This is a genomic window from Micromonospora sp. NPDC003944 (assembly GCF_053605225.1).
In genome coordinates, this window is sequence record NZ_JBSGIV010000001.1 from 73,767 (window position 1) to 90,145 (window position 16,379).

Consider the following 16,379-nt stretch of genomic DNA (forward strand, 5'->3'; position numbering starts at 1 on the left):
CCCTGTCGACTCAGGACGTGGCCACGACGACGGTGCAGCCGCCCAGGCCGGGGCAGGTGAGGCCGACCTCGGTGGCCTCGTCCACGGCGACCTTCGCCACCGCGCCGGTGCCGTCGTCGGCCGGCTCTACCTCGTCGCGGATGGTGAGGTCGGCGTCGCCGGGCGCCGGGGCGACGACGGTGAACCGGGTCGCGCTGCGCAGCACCAGGGTGCGCAGCCCGCCGGGGTCCGCGACCCGCACCACACAGGTGCCGGTGAACTCCAGCCGGCCCGTCTCGTCGGCGCAGTCGGCGCTGACCGTCGCCGGATCGACCGAGGATCGCTCACCGCCAAGCGCGCCCAACCTGTCGACGAACCCGTGCCGGGCCCCCGGATCACCCCGGTCGCCGCGGCCCGCGCCGACCGCGACCACGAAGAGCCCCACCAGCAGGACGGCGAGCAGCCCCAACAGCGCCTTCTGCCGACCACTCATCGCGCCACGGCCTGCGCCACGAGCTCGGTGAACCGGATCTCGTCGACACCCGCGAAGTAGCGGTTCGTGCCCTGCGTCTTGCCGACCACCAGCAACGCCACCTGGTGTGGGCCCTTGGTGAGCTGGACCGTGCCGACGTCCAGGAACTCCGTCTTGCGCACCGTCGGCGTGAAGCCGAGGAACGTGCCGCCGACCTGTTGGCCGTCGATGGTGAAGACGGTGTTGGCGTAGTCGAGGGAGGTGGTGCGTACCGCCGCGAAACGCCAGGTGCCGTCGGCCGGGATCTGCACCGTCACGGTGACCTTGTCGCCGATGGCCAACCCCTGGAAGAACAGCTGCTTGTCACCGGACCAGGTCACCCCACAGCAGTTGGGTTGCTCCTCCACCTTCGCCGCGCTCTTCCGCGGAGACTCCACCACCGCGGCCGGCACCAGACTCTCCGCCTCGACGGTCACCACCCTCGGCTCGCCGGGGACCGGGTCGCCGTCGCGGGTCAGCAACACCACCCCCACGGCGACCACCACGAGCACCAACGCCGCCGCGGCGGCGATCCACAACCATGGGGTACGCCGTGGCGGCGCCACCGCCCGCACCTCGTACGTGACCCGGCCGCTGGAGCGGGAGCTCTCCTCCGGCGCGGTGTTGGCCGAGTACGCGAACCCGGTCATGTCGTAGCGCCGGGGCGGGGTTCCCGCCGGCACGGCGAGCTTGACCAGGAACGACACCGAACCCTGGCCGGGTACCACCCGTTGCGGCTCGGCCACGGTGAACCACGCCCGCTGGGAGCCGTCACCGGGCGCCACGTCGAACACCACCGTGTCCGGCGCGTTGCCCGGGTTGGAGACGGTGAAGGTCAGCTCGCCGCTGTTGCGCGGGTCGAGGGTGAACTGCTCGGCGGCGGCGACGACCGCCCACTCGGTGGTCATGACGACTCCTCTGTCAGGACGATCTCGACGGTGGCCGAGGCGGGTTTCTCCGCCTCGACGATGCGGGTGATCACGGCGAGCTGACCGGCGGCGGCGGCCGGCACCCGTACCACGACGTGGAAGGGCTGCTCGGCGGGTTCGTCGATGGTGAAGCCCGACATCCCGGTGGCCAGCTCCAGGGCCCGGCGGATGCCGTACGGGGTGCCGCGCCAGCGGGCCAGCAGGGCGGCGTTGGCCACCAGGTCGCGCAGCCGACCCACCGGCAGTGGCAGCGGGGCGTCCGGCCGGGGCGAGGCCACCACGTGGTCCATCGCCACCCAGCGGGTCAACCGCACCACAAGCGCGTCCGGCGCCCGGTACGGGTCGAACAGGGCGTCCACCTCGGCGAGGACCGCCTCGTCCGGGGCGTGCAGCCCCTCCATCACGTCCAGCAGCGCCCAGAGCACGCTGCCCGGCACGCAGGCCCGCTGGTAGGCGGCGGGCAGCAGCCGTTCAATCGCCGAGCGTCGCATCCTGGCGCACCACCTCGATGTCGTGCTCGCCGGAGCAGAGCAGCCAGGTATCCGGAACGGTCACCACGTCGGCGGTGGCCTGGTTGGCGCTTGGCGTCCAGGTGACGGCGTCGGCGCTACGGTGTACGCCGCGTTCGCCGCTGGCCAGGATCAGCCGCTCCGCCGTGCCGGTGCCGCCGCCCGGCGCGCCGCCGCCCGTCGGGCCGCTCACCGCGATGGCGTCGACAGGCACGAACCGGGTCCGGTCCCGCAGCGGCAACCCGCAGTTGACCGACACCGGCTGCCACTGCGGCTGCGCGGCCAGGGTGTCCAGCCGCAGCACGCCGCCGCTCTGCGTGGCGGCCACCGCCTGCTGACCGGCGAACGCGAGGTCCCGACAGGTGCCGCCGATCCACCCGCTCTGCATCGACTGCCACTTCACGTCCGACTCGAACAGCCGCGTGCGGTGGCAGCCCTGCCCGGGCTTCTTCGGGTCCGGCTCGCCCGCGCCGCTCCACAACAGGGTGGCCGGGCCGTCGTACTGCACGGCGAGGACCCGGTTGTCGACGTTGGCCAGACCGACGTGGCTGAAACTGCCGGGTCGGCCGCCGCTCGTCGACAGGTACACCCCGAAGCTGGCCTGCGCCGCCACCGCCACCCCCGGCGCACCACGCTCGGAGACGAACGTGCGGACCGCGTAGAAGCCCCGGTCGGCGTCGGACGGGTCCACCAGGATCTGCAACGGCACCGCCCCGGGCAGCAGCGACACCTCGTACAGGCCGGTGTCGGTGGCCACCAGCAGCGCGCCCGCGCCGTCGCGGTCCAGCCAGGCCACGTCGGAGATCCGTGCGTCCAGGTCGGTGAGGAGCGACCACGTCTCGCCCAGGTCGGTGCTCAGGTGCACCCGGGAGCCGCCCGAGTCGCGCAGCGTCACCACCGCCACCGAACCGGCACGCGCGACGATGCCCGGACGCACCGGCGCGGGCGCGGGCGCCACCCGCACCACGGTCTCGTCGTCGAAGCGTCCGGCCGGCTCCCAACCGGCGCCGCCGTTGCTGGAGCGGAACAGCACCGGGCCACGCCCGGCGTACCAGGTGCGCGGCTGGTACTGGTCCACGGCGAGGGCGCGAACGTTGGCGTCGGGCGCCTCGTCGACCACGAACCGTACCGACTCGACGTAGCGCACCCCCGGCTCGGCGTGCTCCAGCAGCCGGTACACGTTGGATGCCCGCAGCGGCTCGCCGAACGGCCAGCCGGTCGGGTTGAGCGCGGTGGGCAGCGGGCTCAGCGTCTGGTGCAGCCGGTCGTGGATGCGGCGGCGGACCGCGTCCACGTCCTCCTCGCGGCGGACCACCACCCGGGCGCGTACCGACACCGCCTTGAACCGCGCCCAGGTGGCCCGTGAGCGGATGCCGACCATCCGGCGTTCCTCCAGGTCCGCCTCGACCCGGTGGCGGGCCTCGGGCACCTCGTGCTCGCGCAGCACGGCCACCGGCAGCCGGCCGCCCGGACGGGCCGCCTCCGGCACGTACGGCACCAGCACCACCTCCACCTCGCCCGGCCGGGCGAAGCTGTACACCGCCGCGCGGGTGAACGCCCGCGCCCGCGCCACCGCGCCGGAGCTGGTCGCGAGGACCTCGAAGTCGCGGGCGGTGACCGCGCGCTGCTGGGCGAAGAACTCGTAGGGGCCGCGCAGCAGCACGGACTCCAGCGCCTCCATGTCCCGGCCGCCGGCCGCCGGGGCGGGGTTGTCGACGCGTACCCCGGGTAGGGGGTCGCGCAGGTTGGTGAGCGTGCCCGCCGCCACGTTGCCGGTGGGCCCGCCACCGGCGCGGTACCAGAGTCGGACCTGTCGTCCGGCCGGCGGCACGGCCGCGACGGTCACCGCCGGCGCGGCGCTCGGCGCGGCCGGTGGGTCCGCGTCGGCCGGGACGTCGCCGTGCCGGGTCGCCCCGGCGGCGGGTCGCAGGTCGAGGGCCGGGGCGAAGGTGACGGTGCCCGAGCAGCGGTCGACCAGGTACGCCTTGGCCTGCGGGCCGAGCCCGGCGAAGCTGTCCACCGGTTGCCAGATCTCGAACGTGCGGCCGTCGTGCTCGCGGGCCGCCGCGCCCAGCTCGACGGTGCCGGTCGGCACCTCCACCCCGAGCAGCAGGTCCAGGGCCTCGGCGGTGTGCGTCAGCGGCGCGTGCGCGGCGCGCAGCACCTGCCCCGGCTGGCCGGTGCCCACCCCGAGCAGCTCCGCCTCGACGGGTTCGCACTGGTGCATCCGTACCGTCACCGACGTCTCGTCGGCGGGCAGCAGCGTCGGCTCGGTGGTGACGAAGACGACCGGCCGGGGGTCCGCGCCGCGGGCCGCCGCGACCCGCAGCCCGGCCGGGATGCGCACCGCGGCGCGGTCGGTGCCGGTGCGGGTGAAGCAGACGTCCGCCCAGGCCGCGGTCGGCGCGTGCCGGGTGACCCCGAGCAGGTTCAGGAACGAGACGTAGGCCTTCTCCGGCAACTGGTTCAACCGATAGATCATCACCTCGGTGAGGTGGGCGAACGTCTCCACGAGCGCCATCCCGGGGTCGTGCGCCGACAGGTCGGTCCACGCCGGGCAGGACTGCCGGATCCGTTCCCGGGCCTCGGTGACCAGGTCGAGGAAGCCGCGATCGTCCAGGTGCGGCACGGGCAGCGTCATGACGGTCCTCCCTCGGTGGGCTCGTCGGCCGGGAGCAGGTCCACGGAGAACACCAGGTGCCCGGGTGTCAGGCTGGCCCGCACCCGGTAGTCCAACCGGATCACCAGCCGCCACGCGTCGTCCCGGTCCGGCCCGGCGTCCACGTCGATCACCTCGACCCGGGGCTCCCACCGGGCGATGGCCTGCCGCACGTAGTGGATGGCCAGACCGGCAGTGGTGTCGTCGTTGGGCGCGAAGACCAACCGGTGCAGCCGGGAGCCGTACCCGGGTCGCATCAGCCGCTCGCCAGGTGTGGTCGACAGGAGCAGGAACAGGGCCTGTCGTACGCTCTCGTCGCCCTCGGTCATCGCCAGGCCACCGGCAGCGGTGAGCGCCAACCCGCCGGTCCGGCCGGCGTCGAAGCCGGCGCCGACGAAGCGGAACGCCCTCATCGGTCCGCCCCCAGGAACTGCTGGCGGGGGTCGCGCACGGTGTGCTTGACCAACCCCGGCGGGGTGCCGTTGGTGAACCCCTCCAGGTGCGACAGCACCACCCGGTGCCCGTCGACGCGGACCCAGTCGCTGTAGCCGACCCGGACGGTGAGGGTCTTCGTGCACGGTTTGATGGTCGGGCCGTAGTTCGGGCAGGCGATGATCTTTCGTCCCTGCGGGTCGTCGTCGACAAGCACGGGTACGCCGGTGACAGTCACCCACTGCCGCGACGGTTGGTTCTCGACCCGGCCGTCGTGGTCGCAGGTGATCACGGAGTCACGGTGGATCCAGCGCATCAGCCGCCTCCTTGGTGGTGGGCGCGGGCAAGCGTTCGGGCCTGCTCCGCCGCGGTGGTCGGGTCCTCGGTCGAGTCGGCGTGCAGGAAGTCCACGCTGCGGGCGCGCACCACCATGGCCCGGCCGGGTGCGGAGATCACCAGGTCGGAGGCCGCGTGCAGGGTGGCCAGGTCGGGGGTCAACTCCAGGAAGCTGCCGTCCTCGGTGGCCAGCCGCAGGCTGCGCCGCACGTCGTCGACGACTATCGACTGCCCACCGGCGGTACGCATCGTCCAGCGGCGGGCCTTCCCGTCGTCGATGCCCGCGTCGTACGGCTCCACGGCGCCGAACAGCGAACCGAGCACGATGCCCGAAGCCGGCTCGCCGCCGGGCAGCACCACCAGCACGGTGTCGTCCGGGTCGGGGAGCGCCACCAGACCCTTGCCCGGCCCGGCGCCGGGGCAGAGCACGGCGAGCCAACCGGCGTCCAGGTCCCCGTACGCCGGCAGGGTCAACCGGACCCGACCCAGCCCGTCCGGGTCGGCGACGTCGGTGACGGTGCCGAGGGTGACCACCGCGCCGCCGGTCGGGGTCGTGGAGCTGACCGGCGGCACCGTGGAGAAGCGGGTCAGGTGTCCGTTGCCGTCCACCGTGTGCACCACCTCGGTCAGCACGTACGCCCCGCGGACCGGGTCGGGCACCCCGCCGAGGTCGACGCGGCGGCCCGGCCGCAGCGCCGGGTCACCCTCGGCGACCCCCTCGGCCGTGACAAGCGTGGCCGCCCGGGTGTCCAGTCGAGCCTGGGCCAGCGCCGCCAACTCGTCGTCGCTGCGGCCGGGCTGGTCCACGGCGGTGCGCACACCGTCGGCACCCACGTCGGCCGGGTCCGGGCGGTCGTCCGCGGGTCGGCCGCAGCGCGCCTCGTCGGCCTGCTGGCTGATCACCTCGGCCCGCTGCGGGTGCCAGCCCAGTGCCGCGCTGGCACCACTGGCCTGGTCGGTGTTCGTGGACAGCCGCAGGGTGTGCACCTCCTTGCCGAGCGTCAGCGCCACCGGCTCCCCGTAACCGGCGAGGGTGACCAGCCGCACGGCGTCACCGTCGGTGGCCAGGTGCAGCCCGGCCCGGCCGGCCACCTCACGCAGCAGGTCCAGGTCGCTGTGCCGGTGCTGGAGCAACCGCTCCAGCCGGGGGCCGTCGACCTCGGCGGTCACCGCCAGCCCCACCGCGCCGCACAGTTCCCCGGCCAGCTCGACGGCGGTCACCGAGGTGAAGACCCGCAACCCCTGCCTCTTGCGCAGCCGGTGCAGCGGGTCGTACGCCCGCAGCCGCAGCACCGCCGCCCCGTCGGCGGCGTACTCCACCTCCACGCAGGTGACCTCACCGGTGAACAGGGCGTCCGCGTGGTCGACGAGCCGTACGTCGAGTGCCGTGCCGGGGCGCACCGCCGGGTCGAACGCGCCGGCCCCGGCGCTGGTGGCGAGCACCAGCTCGGCCTGGGTGGGCTGGTCGAGGCGGGCCGCCACCCGCAGCGAGCGGACCCGCTGACGTGCCGCGCCGACAAGTTCGGCGCCGTCGAGCAGGATCGTCAACGCCCGGGGCGCGATGCTCGTCACGGCGTACCCCCGAGGTCGCCGCGCGGACCCGTGCTGGTCGTGGTGTCCCACGATGGGCCGGCGACCGAGGTGCCCCCGTACGATGCCGCCACCGCACCGGCCACCGCCTGCGCCAGCCCGGTCACCGCACCGCCGACCGTCGAGCCGACCCCGGTGCCGACGGCCGGTGGGACGGCCAGGGTGGTGCCGGCCGGCACGGCCAGCGGGTCGGTGATCCGGTTGTGCTCGGCAAGCAGCCGCCAGCGCAGCGGCGAGCCGAGCGCGTCGTTGGCCAGCAGGTCGAAACGCACACCGGAGCGGCCCGGCTCGGCCGCGCCGTCACCGGCGGCGATCACCGCGCTGCCCGGCGCGGCGGTCGGGGTGCTGGCGGCGGCCAGCTCCTCGGCGAAGCCGGCCTCGGCCTGGTCGGCCGTCTCCGCGGCGCGGACCAGCTTCAGCCGCAGCCAGGACCGTCGCGGCGACCCGGTGCCGGTGAACGCGTCGAAGCGTTCCGCCACCGCGATGATCACCCCGGGCACGTTCCAGGTCTTGCCCCAGACCAGCCGGACCAGCGGCGGTCGCAGCCAACCATGCTCGACCGTGGAGTTCTCCGCGAGCATCCACAGCGGACGGGTGAGCACCCGGACGTCTGCCGGCCGCAGCTGCGCCTCCACGAAGTCGACGTCGAAGAGCAGGTCCAGCACCAGCTCGGTCCGGCCGCCACCGGTGAAGACCAGCGGGTCGTCGGCCAGGCCGGATCCGGTGAGCTGCCCACCGCCGGCACCCCGTTGGCGTACGCCGGCAAGCCGGGTCACCTGCACGGTCTCCGGGTTGAGCAGGCAGTCCACCCGTTCGCCTGTCGAGTCGATGAGGAAGGCGACACGCTCCATCAGTCGCCCGCCTGTTCCTGGTCCAGCCGGGTCGACTGGACGGTGTCCAGTGCCGCCCCGGCGACCGACCACAGAACGCTGTCGTCGGGCAGCGCCGGCCACGGGTCGACGCCCCTCGACGGCACGACGGGGCGCGGCGCGTCGGTGCCCGCCGCCCGTCCGCCGTCGGCCACCGTCGTCCTGACGTCGTACGACGCGCCGGGGGGTCGTGCCGGCTCACCGGGCAGGGCCAGCCAGGGCCCACCGTCCACGACGCGGGCAAGGTCCCCGCGTGCGCGGGTCGAGGTGTCCTCGACCGCTGTCGAGCCGGTCCAGGTGGCCTCGCGCCTGCCCGGGTTCGGCCACTCCACGTGCCCGTACGACGTCGAGCCCGTCGCCGCGTCCGCTCGCGACGACAGATCCTCGCTGTCGCGTCGGCTGTGCTGTTCCCGCCTGAGCCGGGGCGGACCGTCCGAGTCGCCCCGGAACCCGCCAGCGGAGAGGTGGTCGTCGGACGGTCCGGCGGGAGAGGGGTCCGTGGCTCGCCGGACGCCGTGGTCGACGTCGGCGGAGCGCCGTGGATCGAGCGGCGGGCGCGGAGTGGGTCCGGCCCCCGGTCGACGGGGTTGGCTTCTCGCTGCGTCGGGTGGCCCGAAGGTCATCGAGCGGACCGGCGGCGGGGAGCCACCGGGCCGGGCCGGCCTGCTCGCGTCGATTGTGGTGTCGGCGGCTGTGGTGTGGCTCCGGGCGGCCGGTCGCACCGCGGGCACCGCCGCGCCCGGTCCCGCCGGCGAGGTCATCCCGGGCGACCGCGTCGCTCCCGTCGGCCTGGCTGCCGGGGGCACCCGCTCTGCCGTGGACGACCGGGCGCTGCCGCCGGACGGGTCACCGATCCCGGTGCCGGTGGGCTGGTCACCGGCCTGCGACTGGCGGCCTGCCCCGCCGCGCCGGCTGGGGGCAGCCGACCTGGTCGGCCCGTTGTACCCGCTCGCGGCGGTACCCCGCCCGGTGGTCCCGCGAGCGCCGCCCGTGACCGGAGGGTGCCCGTGGGTCGCGCCGGCACCGCCCGGGTCGGCGGGAACGACCGGGTCGGCCCCGCTGCCGCGCCTCCCGTCCGCGACGGGATCGGTGCCGACGGCGTCGGTCCGAGCCGGCAGCCCGCCCCGGGCCCGGTCCTCGGCGTTGCCGGCCGGGGACGGGTCGAGGGCGAGGTCGTGCAGGAGACCGGGCGCGTGGGCGGCGACCAGGTCCAACCAGTGCTGCGGAGGTTCCCCGAAGCGGCGTGGCGCCACCACGGGCGTCTCCGGCGGCGGCTGCGGCGGAAGGTGTCCGGCGGGTTCGACCCGCCCGGCGAGGCGCTGGACCGCGCCGGCCGCCGAGCGCAACCGGCCGGCCAGCCAGCTACGCGGGTGCTGGCGCGGTGGCACCACCGGCCTCCAACTCCAGGCGTTCGTAGCGCAGGGTCAACGAGGCGATGGCGATCTCGTGGCTGAGGGTGTTGAGGTGCGCGCCGCGCCAGCGGGTCGGCCACGCTTCGATCAGGTTCCAGCGCAGCACCTCGGCCGTCCCGACCGAGTCGAGCAGCACCACCGAGACGTTGCGGCGGTTGAGGGTGCCCTGGGCGGTGGCGTTCACCCAGTCCCACAGCTCGCGCGAGGCGGTGAGGCCGAAGTGCAGCGTCACCGGCTCGTACTCGGCCTGACCGGGCACCATCCGCATCCGACCCAGGCCGTGCTCCCGGTACGGCTGACCGGGGATGTTCACCTCCAACCCGGTCATCTCGGTGAAGTGGCCGTTGGTGACGCCGTTGATGAGCAGTCGGAAGTTGTACGCCCGGTACGGGTCGACCGGGGCCCCGGGCTGCGGGGTGGCGGTGGTGGGCATGTCAGCCTCCGATCGTCTCGGTCTCGGTGCCGCCGGCCCACTGGCTCAGCTTGAACACCACGAACTCGGCCGGCTTGACGACCGCGATGCCGATGTGGGCGATCACCATGCCCGCGTCGCGGACGTCCGGCGGGTTGGTCTCCTCGTCGCACTTGACGAAGAACGCCTCCTCGGGGCTGCGTCCCAGCAGTGCGCCGTCGCGCCACACCCGGGTGAGGAACGCCCCGATGTCACGCCGGATCGAACGCCACAGGGTGAAGTCGTTGGGTTCGAACACCATCCACCGGGTGCCGTTGGCGATGGCCTGCTCGATGGAGATGCTGAGGCGTCGCACGTTGAGGTAGCGCCACTCGCTGGCCTCGGCGGCGAGCGTACGGGCCCCCCAGACGCGGATGCCCTCGCCGGCGAAGTAGCGGATCACGTTGACGCCCTTGGGGTTGAGCACGTCGTGTTCCGGTCGGGTAACCAGGTAGCCGAGGTCGACGGCGCCGCGTACGGGTTCGTTGGCCGGGGCCTTGTGCACCCCGCGCAGGGCGTCGGTGCGGGCCCAGATGCCGGCCAGGTGCCCGCTCGGCGGGGTGAGTTCCAACTCGCCGCTGATCGGGTCACGGACCCGCAGCCAGGGGTAGTAGAACGCGCCGAACTCGGACTGTCGGGGCCGGTAGGCCGCCCCGTCGTGCCCGCCGGAGCCGCCCGGCTGGGACGCGCCGCCGCCGGGACCGCCGCCCGTACCCTCGGCGGGCTTGGGGGGTTTGCCGGAGGACGGCGTGGCGACCCGGGTCAGCGCGGAGATGTCGTCGATGTCCGGTGCCGGGTCGCAGATCGCGACCATGGTGCGGGTGCGCTCGGCCATGCTGAGCAGCGCCTCGTGGGACACCACGTCGTGGAAACCGGGTGCGGCGATGATGGAGATCTCGTCGACGGCCTCCAGGAGTTGCAGACCCCCGCGCCGCTGGCCGGAGCCGGTGATCGCGCCACCCTCACCGACGTTGACCACCCAGCAGCGGGCGCCCCCGTTGTCCAGGAAGCCGAAGACGGCCCGGGCCAGCGGGGTGCTCTCCACCCGCTCGCCGCCGGCGAAGAGCCGCAGGAACTCCGTCCAGTTGTTGACCGGCACCGCCTTGCCCAGGTGGGCGGAGCGGTCCGGGGCGACTCCGACGAAGGCGGCGATGCTTGTGCTCACCGGCCCGATCGGTCGGGCGCCGCTGGGGACCTCCTCGACGTAGATGCCGGGGGAGAAGTAGCTGGGCATCGATCCTCCTGTGCCTGTGGGTGTCAGTGGGTCGGTGGCGCGCAGACGATGACGATGTCGTCCTCGGCCGCGTCCACGTCGGCGGTGAGGACGAGCCCGCGCCCGGTCAGCCGCAACCGGACCGGGCCCGGGTGCTCGGGGTCGTGCGGGACGCCACCGATCAGGAATCGGCCGTCGGTGTCGGTGCGGGTGGCGGACCCGGTGCCGGGCAGCTCGACCCGCATCGCGGCCAGTGGCTGGTCCTGGGGGCCGACCACCCGTCCGCTGAGGCTGCGGACCTCGAGCTGTCGGAGCCGCAGCGGCTGCAGCACCGGAGGCGCGGCCGGCGTCGGGTGCTCCACCTGCGCCGCCACGTCGATCAGCAGCGCCGGTCGGGGCGCCGTGCCGAACGCCGTCCACAGTGGTGCGTCGCCGGCCTCCAGTACGACCGGGTACCGACCGTCGCCGGTCGCGGCGGTGAGCACCCGGTCCAGTCGGGGCAGCCCGGCCGGCCCGGTGACGCAGAGCAGGTGGCGGACCGTGAACCGGTACGGTTCGCGGACCGCGCCGCTGGAGCGCGTCTGCCGGGCCGGGCGCAGTTCGAGCGGCCAGAGGGTGAGCCCGTCGGCGTCGTCGCACGCGCGGGGCGGGCCGACCGTTACGGGTTCCCCCGCCGAGCTGGTCACCCAGGCGACCAGCTCGGCGGTGGCGGTCTCGATCGGCCCGCGCCCGTGGGTGGTCATCGCGGCGGCGTCCCCTGGATCCGGTACGCGATGGCCTCGTTCCAGACGTGCGGGTAGACGCCGATCTCGAAGTACCGGGTGAAGCGGTTGATCGGCGCGTTGGTGTGGTCGTGGTAGAGCAGCCACACCGGCGCGATGGTGAACAGGACGTAGTTGGCCAGGACGAGAGGGATGTAGAGCGGCCCGAGCAGGCGGCCCTGGAAGATGTGCACGTCCTCGTGCCGTTGGATGCCCGAGCTGGAGCCGGCGCAGACGGTGCCGATGGTGGTGGCGTAGCGGGGCGAGACCCCCTCCACCACGCTGACCCGCCCGCTGCCCAGCGAGGTGGGCCGGTCCAGCGAGTGCCCGAAGATCAGGTGCACGGTCAGGTAGATGGCGCCGACGACCGTGTTGAGCAGACTCCAGCTGTGGTCGACGACGAAGAGGAAGATGCCGCGGGCGTCCGCGGCGTACACCCCGGCGGAGGCCACCGACCAGCCGAAGACCGCGCCGACCACCAGGCCCACGACGGCGCCGATCAGCAGCCCGATCGGACCGCCGGCGAGGAAGCCGAGCAGGGCGCCGAAGCCGACCTGTACGGCCGCGCTGAGAATTCCGAAGACCATGACGGCACCCCTCAGACCCAGGAGCGGAAGACGCGGGGTTCACGACCCTGTGCGACCTGCGTCGGCGACGGCTGGGTCGCCTGCCGGTTGCCGGGCGGGAACTGGTTGACGCCGAGCGCGGCGGAGAAGATGACAAGCGCGTTGAAGAACGCGATGACCCACTTCTCGCCGCCGGCGTCGTCGGCGAATGCCGCTGTCACATAGGACAGCAGCAGCGCGATGGCGATGGCGATCCACTTGCGGAGCTTGTCGCCGCTCGGGCCGATCAGCCCGCCGATGACGTTGGTGGCCAGCAGGGTGGCGGCGCTCGCCCCGGCGATGGTCCCCAGGGCTGCCCAGGTGAAGAGATCGTTCATGGCGACCCCCCTTTTCTGCGATGGTGCGACCGGGATGTGGTGGTGGTGAGGTCCGGATGGATCAGCCGGGCCCCGGGGCGCCGGCTGGTGGGCCGGGCGGCGGGGTCGGACCGGGCGTGGCCGGCGCCGCGGGGCGACGGCGCACCAGGAGTACGCCCACCGCGGCGATCAGCAGCAGGAGGAGGACACCGCCGACGACAAGCAGCCACGGGAACCCGCCGTCCTCCTCGTCGACGGCGGCGGCCGGTGAGGTGGAGGGTTTGGCCGGCGCCTCGGCCACGGCCCGCAACTCGGCCGGCTTGTCCTGGTTGGCGTCGACCTTCCAACTGACCGAACGGCCGTTGACCGTGCCATTGCTGTCGATCACCCGCCCGGGAAATGTCACCGAGATCTCGAACGACATGAGCTTGAGGAACGCCTGTTGGTTTTGTGGATTCTGCTCCGCAACCTTTCCGCCGTATTTCTTGGGGTCGAGTGGCAGTGTGAAGCGGTACAGGTCGCCGTCCCTGACCAGTTTGACGCTGTCCGTGTCGAAACCGGCGAGCGGCGCCTTGCGGTAACTGATCTGGGAGCCGTAGTAAGTGTCGTCCTGGTAGAGGGTCTCCTCGCCGGCCGGCAGGGCGGGGATGTTCTGCCGCAGCTCCGCGAAGGCGACCGGGATGTTCTTGTTCCGCGAGCTCAGCACGGACTTCTGCGCGGTCAGCAGCAGTTGCCCGTCGACCGTGTCGTCGGCGTTGACGGTCAACCCCATGTTCAGTTGCATGCAGCCGCTCAGTGCGGCGAGAAGGACGAGGCACACCGCGACGCGGAGTGCCGTACCGCGGTTGACTCTCCTGTTCATGGGCTCAGTGTGTGTGATCGCTTTCATCATCAGCAGTCAGCGATCGGTCACAACGAAGTCGCCGATTGTACCGGCGCGCTGTCGCCTTTGATTAGCTTCGACAACGACCCGAATGACTATTCTGGAGCTTTGTGGCGACGGCGGTTTCCCCGTCGACCGTAGGCTGGCCGGACGACTCAGCCCGCCGGCGGTCGCCAGTCCGCGTAGCGGGCCATGCTGCGCAGGGCCAGCCGGCCCGGGGTGAGCCGCAACGCGATGGTCCGCATCGCGAAGGCGACCGGGCGGGCGCCTCCCTGGCGCCGCCGGCGCAGACCGCGCCGAGCACCACCGCGTCCTCGATGGCCTGGCCGGCGCCCTGCCCGCAGCCCGGTGATCAGGTCCGACGCGTGGTGGGGGACGATCGCGTCAGGATCCTGTGCGCCGCCGGTGTGATGCCCTGGAGCGGCCCTTTGGAGCTGAGTCGTTCACGACATCGAGTCGGACGGGGTTCTGGACATCGAGCCTGATTCGTTGACGGCATCAGCTCCAAAGGGGGAGTGGACGACGTGCTCGGGGTCGCTGTTTCACCATGCGTCACCGTGAGCTGACGGTGGGTCGGAGAGGTTGGGCGATGGTGCGGTTCAGCGGCCTGCGGACGGCCGGCGGGCGGCTGCGGCACGGCTGGCGGCCGGTGCTGGAAGCGACAGTCGCGGCGACAGTGGCCTGGCTGCTGGCCACCCGGCTGCTCGGGCACCCGCAGCCCTTCTTCGCGCCCGCCGCCGCGCTGATCGTCCTCGGTCAGGCCCGGGGGCAGCGCATCCGCCGGGCCGTCGAGGTCGTCCTCGGGGTCGCCGCCGGGGTGCTCGTCGCGGATCTGGTGGTGCAGGCGCTCGGCCCGGGCAGCACCTGGACGGTCTTCACCGTCATCCTGCTCACCGTCCTCCTCGCGGTGGCGTTCGGCGCCACCGGCGTGACCCTGGTGCAGGCGGCGGTCTCCGCGCTCTACCTCGTGGTGGTCGCACCACCGGACGGGTCGTTGGTGCCGTTCCGCTTCGTCGACGCGCTCGTCGGTGGCGCGGTCGCGCTCGCGGCCAGCCTGCTCGTCGACGCCCGGCACCCGCTGGCCCCGCTGGTCGCCGAGGTGCGGCGGACCTTCGACGAGTTGGCCGGGCTGCTCGGCGGGATCGCCGACGCGCTTGACGACCAGGACGAGGCGGCGGCGGTCGCCGCGCTGCGGCAGGCGCGGGGAATGGACGCCCGGGTGGACGGGCTGCGCGACGGGGTGCTGGCCGCCGGTGAGGCGCTGCGGCTCAACGTCCGTCGGCGTCGGCACCTCGGTCGGCTGCGCTCGGTGGACGAGTCGATCCGGCAGATCGACTACGCGGTCCGCAACGTCCGGGTGCTGGCCCGTGCCGGTGTGACCCTCAGCCGGCTGCACACCCCGGTCCCGCCCGAGCTGGGCGTCGCCCTGCGGTCGCTGGCCGAGGCGGTCCGTCAGGCCGGTGCCGCTCTCGCCGCCGACCTGAACGGGCAGGAGGAGACCGCCGACCGGCACGGCACCCGGGCCGACGAGTCGGCGTTGGCCGCGGTGCACGCCGCTGGGCAGCTCTTCGGCTCCACGCAGACGCTCCCCCTCGCAATGATCATCGGGCAGGTCCGGGCCACCGCCATCGACCTGCTGCGGGGCGTCAACCCGGAGGACGACGCGGCAGTCCTCGCCCGCGTCGACGAAGCCCTGGGCCTCCCGCCCGTCTGACCCGACCGGAAGCGCGGTCAGGTGGTCAGCCAGGTGGTGGCGACATCGCGCACCGGGGTTAACCGTCAGCGTGGCCGGCCGAGCGTCGACTCAGGCGCTGGCCCGCGCCACCAGGGCGGACGGGAACAGGGTCACCGGGGCCGCCGGGCGCCCGTCCAGCAGGGCGGTGGCCGCGGCGACGGCGATCCGGCCCACCGGGTGGCTCGCCGTGGTCAACGCCGGGGCGGTCATCGCGGCCAACGGAACGTCGTCGAAGCCGGCCACCGCCACGTCACCGGGCACCCGCGCACCGGCGTCCCGCAGACCCGCGATCACCCCGAGCGCGGTGTCGTCGCTGATCGCGTAGATCGCGTCGATGTCCGGCCAACGGCGCAGCGCCTCGCCGGCCGCCGCCCGGCCGCGCGCCGCCCTGAAGTCCCCGGGGAGGATCCGCTCCGGAAGGCCGGCCTCGGCCATGAGCCGGCGGTACGTCTGCACGGGGCGTTCCGCGCACGGCAGCCACCGGGGGCCGGTCACCATGGCGATCCGGCGGCGACCCGAGGCGTACAGGTGACGCAGCACCGCCTCGGAGCCGGCGGCGTTGTCCACGTCGAACGACGGCACGGTCGCCGAGCCGACGCCGATCGAGACCACCCGACCGCGCAGCGACCGGGGCACCGCCGCAAGCACCTCCTCGGTGGTGTTGACCAGGATCACCCCGCACACGCTGCGATCGCCGTCGAGTTGGTCGAGGCTGCGCGGGTCGCCGTACGGCAGCCAGTGCAGCGCCACCCCGACCCCGGCGGCCGTGCACACCCGGGCGGCCGCGCCGACCACCTGGTGCACGTACGGGTCGTCGAGCACCGCCGCGCTGGTGCCCAGGACGGCCACGACCAGGCGTACGCCACCGCCGCGGACCAGCGCCCGGGCGGCCGGGTTGGGCACGTAGCTGAGCTGGTCGACCGCTGCGGTGACCTGCTGCCGGGCGGCCGGCGAGGCGAACCCCGTGCCGGCGATCACCCGCGACGCCGTGGACCGGGACACCCCGGCGACCCGGGCCACGTCCTCGAGGGTGGCCGGTCGCTGTGCCGCTGTCGTCATCGTCGCCTCCTGCGGCGGGCCCGCCCGGTCGGGACAAACGCCTGCTCACATCATGCCCCGGCCGGACCAGCGGCGGTAAGGGGCGGTTGCCGGTTGTGGTGGTAGCGCTCTCAGGTGTGCGATCGTGCC

17 protein-coding genes are annotated in these 16,379 nt (G+C 73.7%); 1 reads left to right on the forward strand and 16 read right to left on the reverse strand.

The window, feature by feature from the left end:
• Nucleotides 1–10: 10 nt before the first annotated feature.
• From ACWER9_RS00300 to ACWER9_RS00370, 15 genes are all read right to left on the reverse strand, one after another.
• A complete protein-coding gene (locus tag ACWER9_RS00300) occupies nt 11–472 on the reverse strand; it encodes a hypothetical protein (protein ID WP_452299708.1) in 462 nt (153 codons plus the stop codon).
• Nucleotides 469–1,398 (reverse strand): hypothetical protein, encoded by a 930-nt coding sequence (locus tag ACWER9_RS00305; RefSeq protein ID WP_452299709.1) that lies wholly within the window; start codon nt 1,396–1,398, stop codon nt 469–471. The genes ACWER9_RS00300 and ACWER9_RS00305 overlap by 4 nt, the downstream gene beginning before the upstream one ends.
• Nucleotides 1,395–1,910: a phage tail protein gene (locus ACWER9_RS00310; protein ID WP_452299710.1), complete on the reverse strand. Its 516-nt coding sequence runs from the start codon at nt 1,908–1,910 to the stop codon at nt 1,395–1,397. Before ACWER9_RS00310 ends, ACWER9_RS00305 begins: the two co-directional genes overlap by 4 nt.
• The gene (locus tag ACWER9_RS00315) at nt 1,891–4,569 is read right to left on the reverse strand and encodes a putative baseplate assembly protein (RefSeq protein WP_452299711.1); all 2,679 of its coding nucleotides are present in this window, start codon (nt 4,567–4,569) and stop codon (nt 1,891–1,893) included. Before ACWER9_RS00315 ends, ACWER9_RS00310 begins: the two co-directional genes overlap by 20 nt.
• The gene (locus tag ACWER9_RS00320) at nt 4,566–5,000 is read right to left on the reverse strand and encodes a GPW/gp25 family protein (RefSeq protein ID WP_452299712.1); all 435 of its coding nucleotides are present in this window, start codon (nt 4,998–5,000) and stop codon (nt 4,566–4,568) included. The genes ACWER9_RS00315 and ACWER9_RS00320 overlap by 4 nt, the downstream gene beginning before the upstream one ends.
• A complete protein-coding gene (locus ACWER9_RS00325; protein WP_452299713.1) occupies nt 4,997–5,335 on the reverse strand; it encodes a hypothetical protein in 339 nt (112 codons plus the stop codon). The genes ACWER9_RS00320 and ACWER9_RS00325 overlap by 4 nt, the downstream gene beginning before the upstream one ends.
• The gene (locus tag ACWER9_RS00330; RefSeq protein ID WP_452299714.1) at nt 5,335–6,927 is read right to left on the reverse strand and encodes a phage baseplate assembly protein V; all 1,593 of its coding nucleotides are present in this window, start codon (nt 6,925–6,927) and stop codon (nt 5,335–5,337) included. The genes ACWER9_RS00325 and ACWER9_RS00330 overlap by 1 nt, the downstream gene beginning before the upstream one ends.
• Complete coding sequence (locus tag ACWER9_RS00335; protein WP_452299715.1) at nt 6,924–7,796, reverse strand: CIS tube protein; 873 nt, start codon at nt 7,794–7,796, stop codon at nt 6,924–6,926. Before ACWER9_RS00335 ends, ACWER9_RS00330 begins: the two co-directional genes overlap by 4 nt.
• The gene (locus ACWER9_RS00340; RefSeq protein ID WP_452299716.1) at nt 7,796–9,202 is read right to left on the reverse strand and encodes a hypothetical protein; all 1,407 of its coding nucleotides are present in this window, start codon (nt 9,200–9,202) and stop codon (nt 7,796–7,798) included. The genes ACWER9_RS00335 and ACWER9_RS00340 overlap by 1 nt, the downstream gene beginning before the upstream one ends.
• The gene (locus tag ACWER9_RS00345) at nt 9,177–9,659 is read right to left on the reverse strand and encodes a phage tail protein (RefSeq protein ID WP_452299717.1); all 483 of its coding nucleotides are present in this window, start codon (nt 9,657–9,659) and stop codon (nt 9,177–9,179) included. The genes ACWER9_RS00340 and ACWER9_RS00345 overlap by 26 nt, the downstream gene beginning before the upstream one ends.
• A 1-nt stretch (nt 9,660) precedes the next feature.
• Nucleotides 9,661–10,911, reverse strand: coding sequence for a phage tail sheath family protein (locus tag ACWER9_RS00350; RefSeq protein WP_452299718.1), 1,251 nt, complete (start codon nt 10,909–10,911; stop codon nt 9,661–9,663).
• 23 nt (nt 10,912–10,934) lie between these two features.
• Nucleotides 10,935–11,633 (reverse strand): carboxypeptidase-like regulatory domain-containing protein, encoded by a 699-nt coding sequence (locus tag ACWER9_RS00355; protein WP_452299719.1) that lies wholly within the window; start codon nt 11,631–11,633, stop codon nt 10,935–10,937.
• Nucleotides 11,630–12,238, reverse strand: coding sequence for a glycine zipper family protein (locus tag ACWER9_RS00360; RefSeq protein WP_452299720.1), 609 nt, complete (start codon nt 12,236–12,238; stop codon nt 11,630–11,632). The genes ACWER9_RS00355 and ACWER9_RS00360 overlap by 4 nt, the downstream gene beginning before the upstream one ends.
• Nucleotides 12,239–12,249: 11 nt before the next feature.
• A complete protein-coding gene (locus ACWER9_RS00365) occupies nt 12,250–12,594 on the reverse strand; it encodes a hypothetical protein (RefSeq protein WP_363613626.1) in 345 nt (114 codons plus the stop codon).
• Between the two features lie 61 nt (nt 12,595–12,655).
• Nucleotides 12,656–13,435, reverse strand: coding sequence for an LppM family (lipo)protein (locus ACWER9_RS00370; protein ID WP_452299721.1), 780 nt, complete (start codon nt 13,433–13,435; stop codon nt 12,656–12,658).
• 610 nt (nt 13,436–14,045) lie between these two features.
• On the opposite strand from ACWER9_RS00370, the gene ACWER9_RS00375 reads away from it, so the two are divergent.
• Entirely contained in the window at nt 14,046–15,170 is a 1,125-nt protein-coding gene (locus ACWER9_RS00375) for an FUSC family protein (protein ID WP_452299722.1), read from the forward strand.
• A gap of 90 nt (nt 15,171–15,260) precedes the next feature.
• Here the strand turns inward: ACWER9_RS00375 and ACWER9_RS00380 are convergent, their stop codons facing one another.
• Nucleotides 15,261–16,250, reverse strand: a complete 990-nt coding sequence (locus ACWER9_RS00380) for a LacI family DNA-binding transcriptional regulator (protein ID WP_452299723.1) — start codon at nt 16,248–16,250, stop codon at nt 15,261–15,263.
• Nucleotides 16,251–16,379 lie beyond the last annotated feature (129 nt).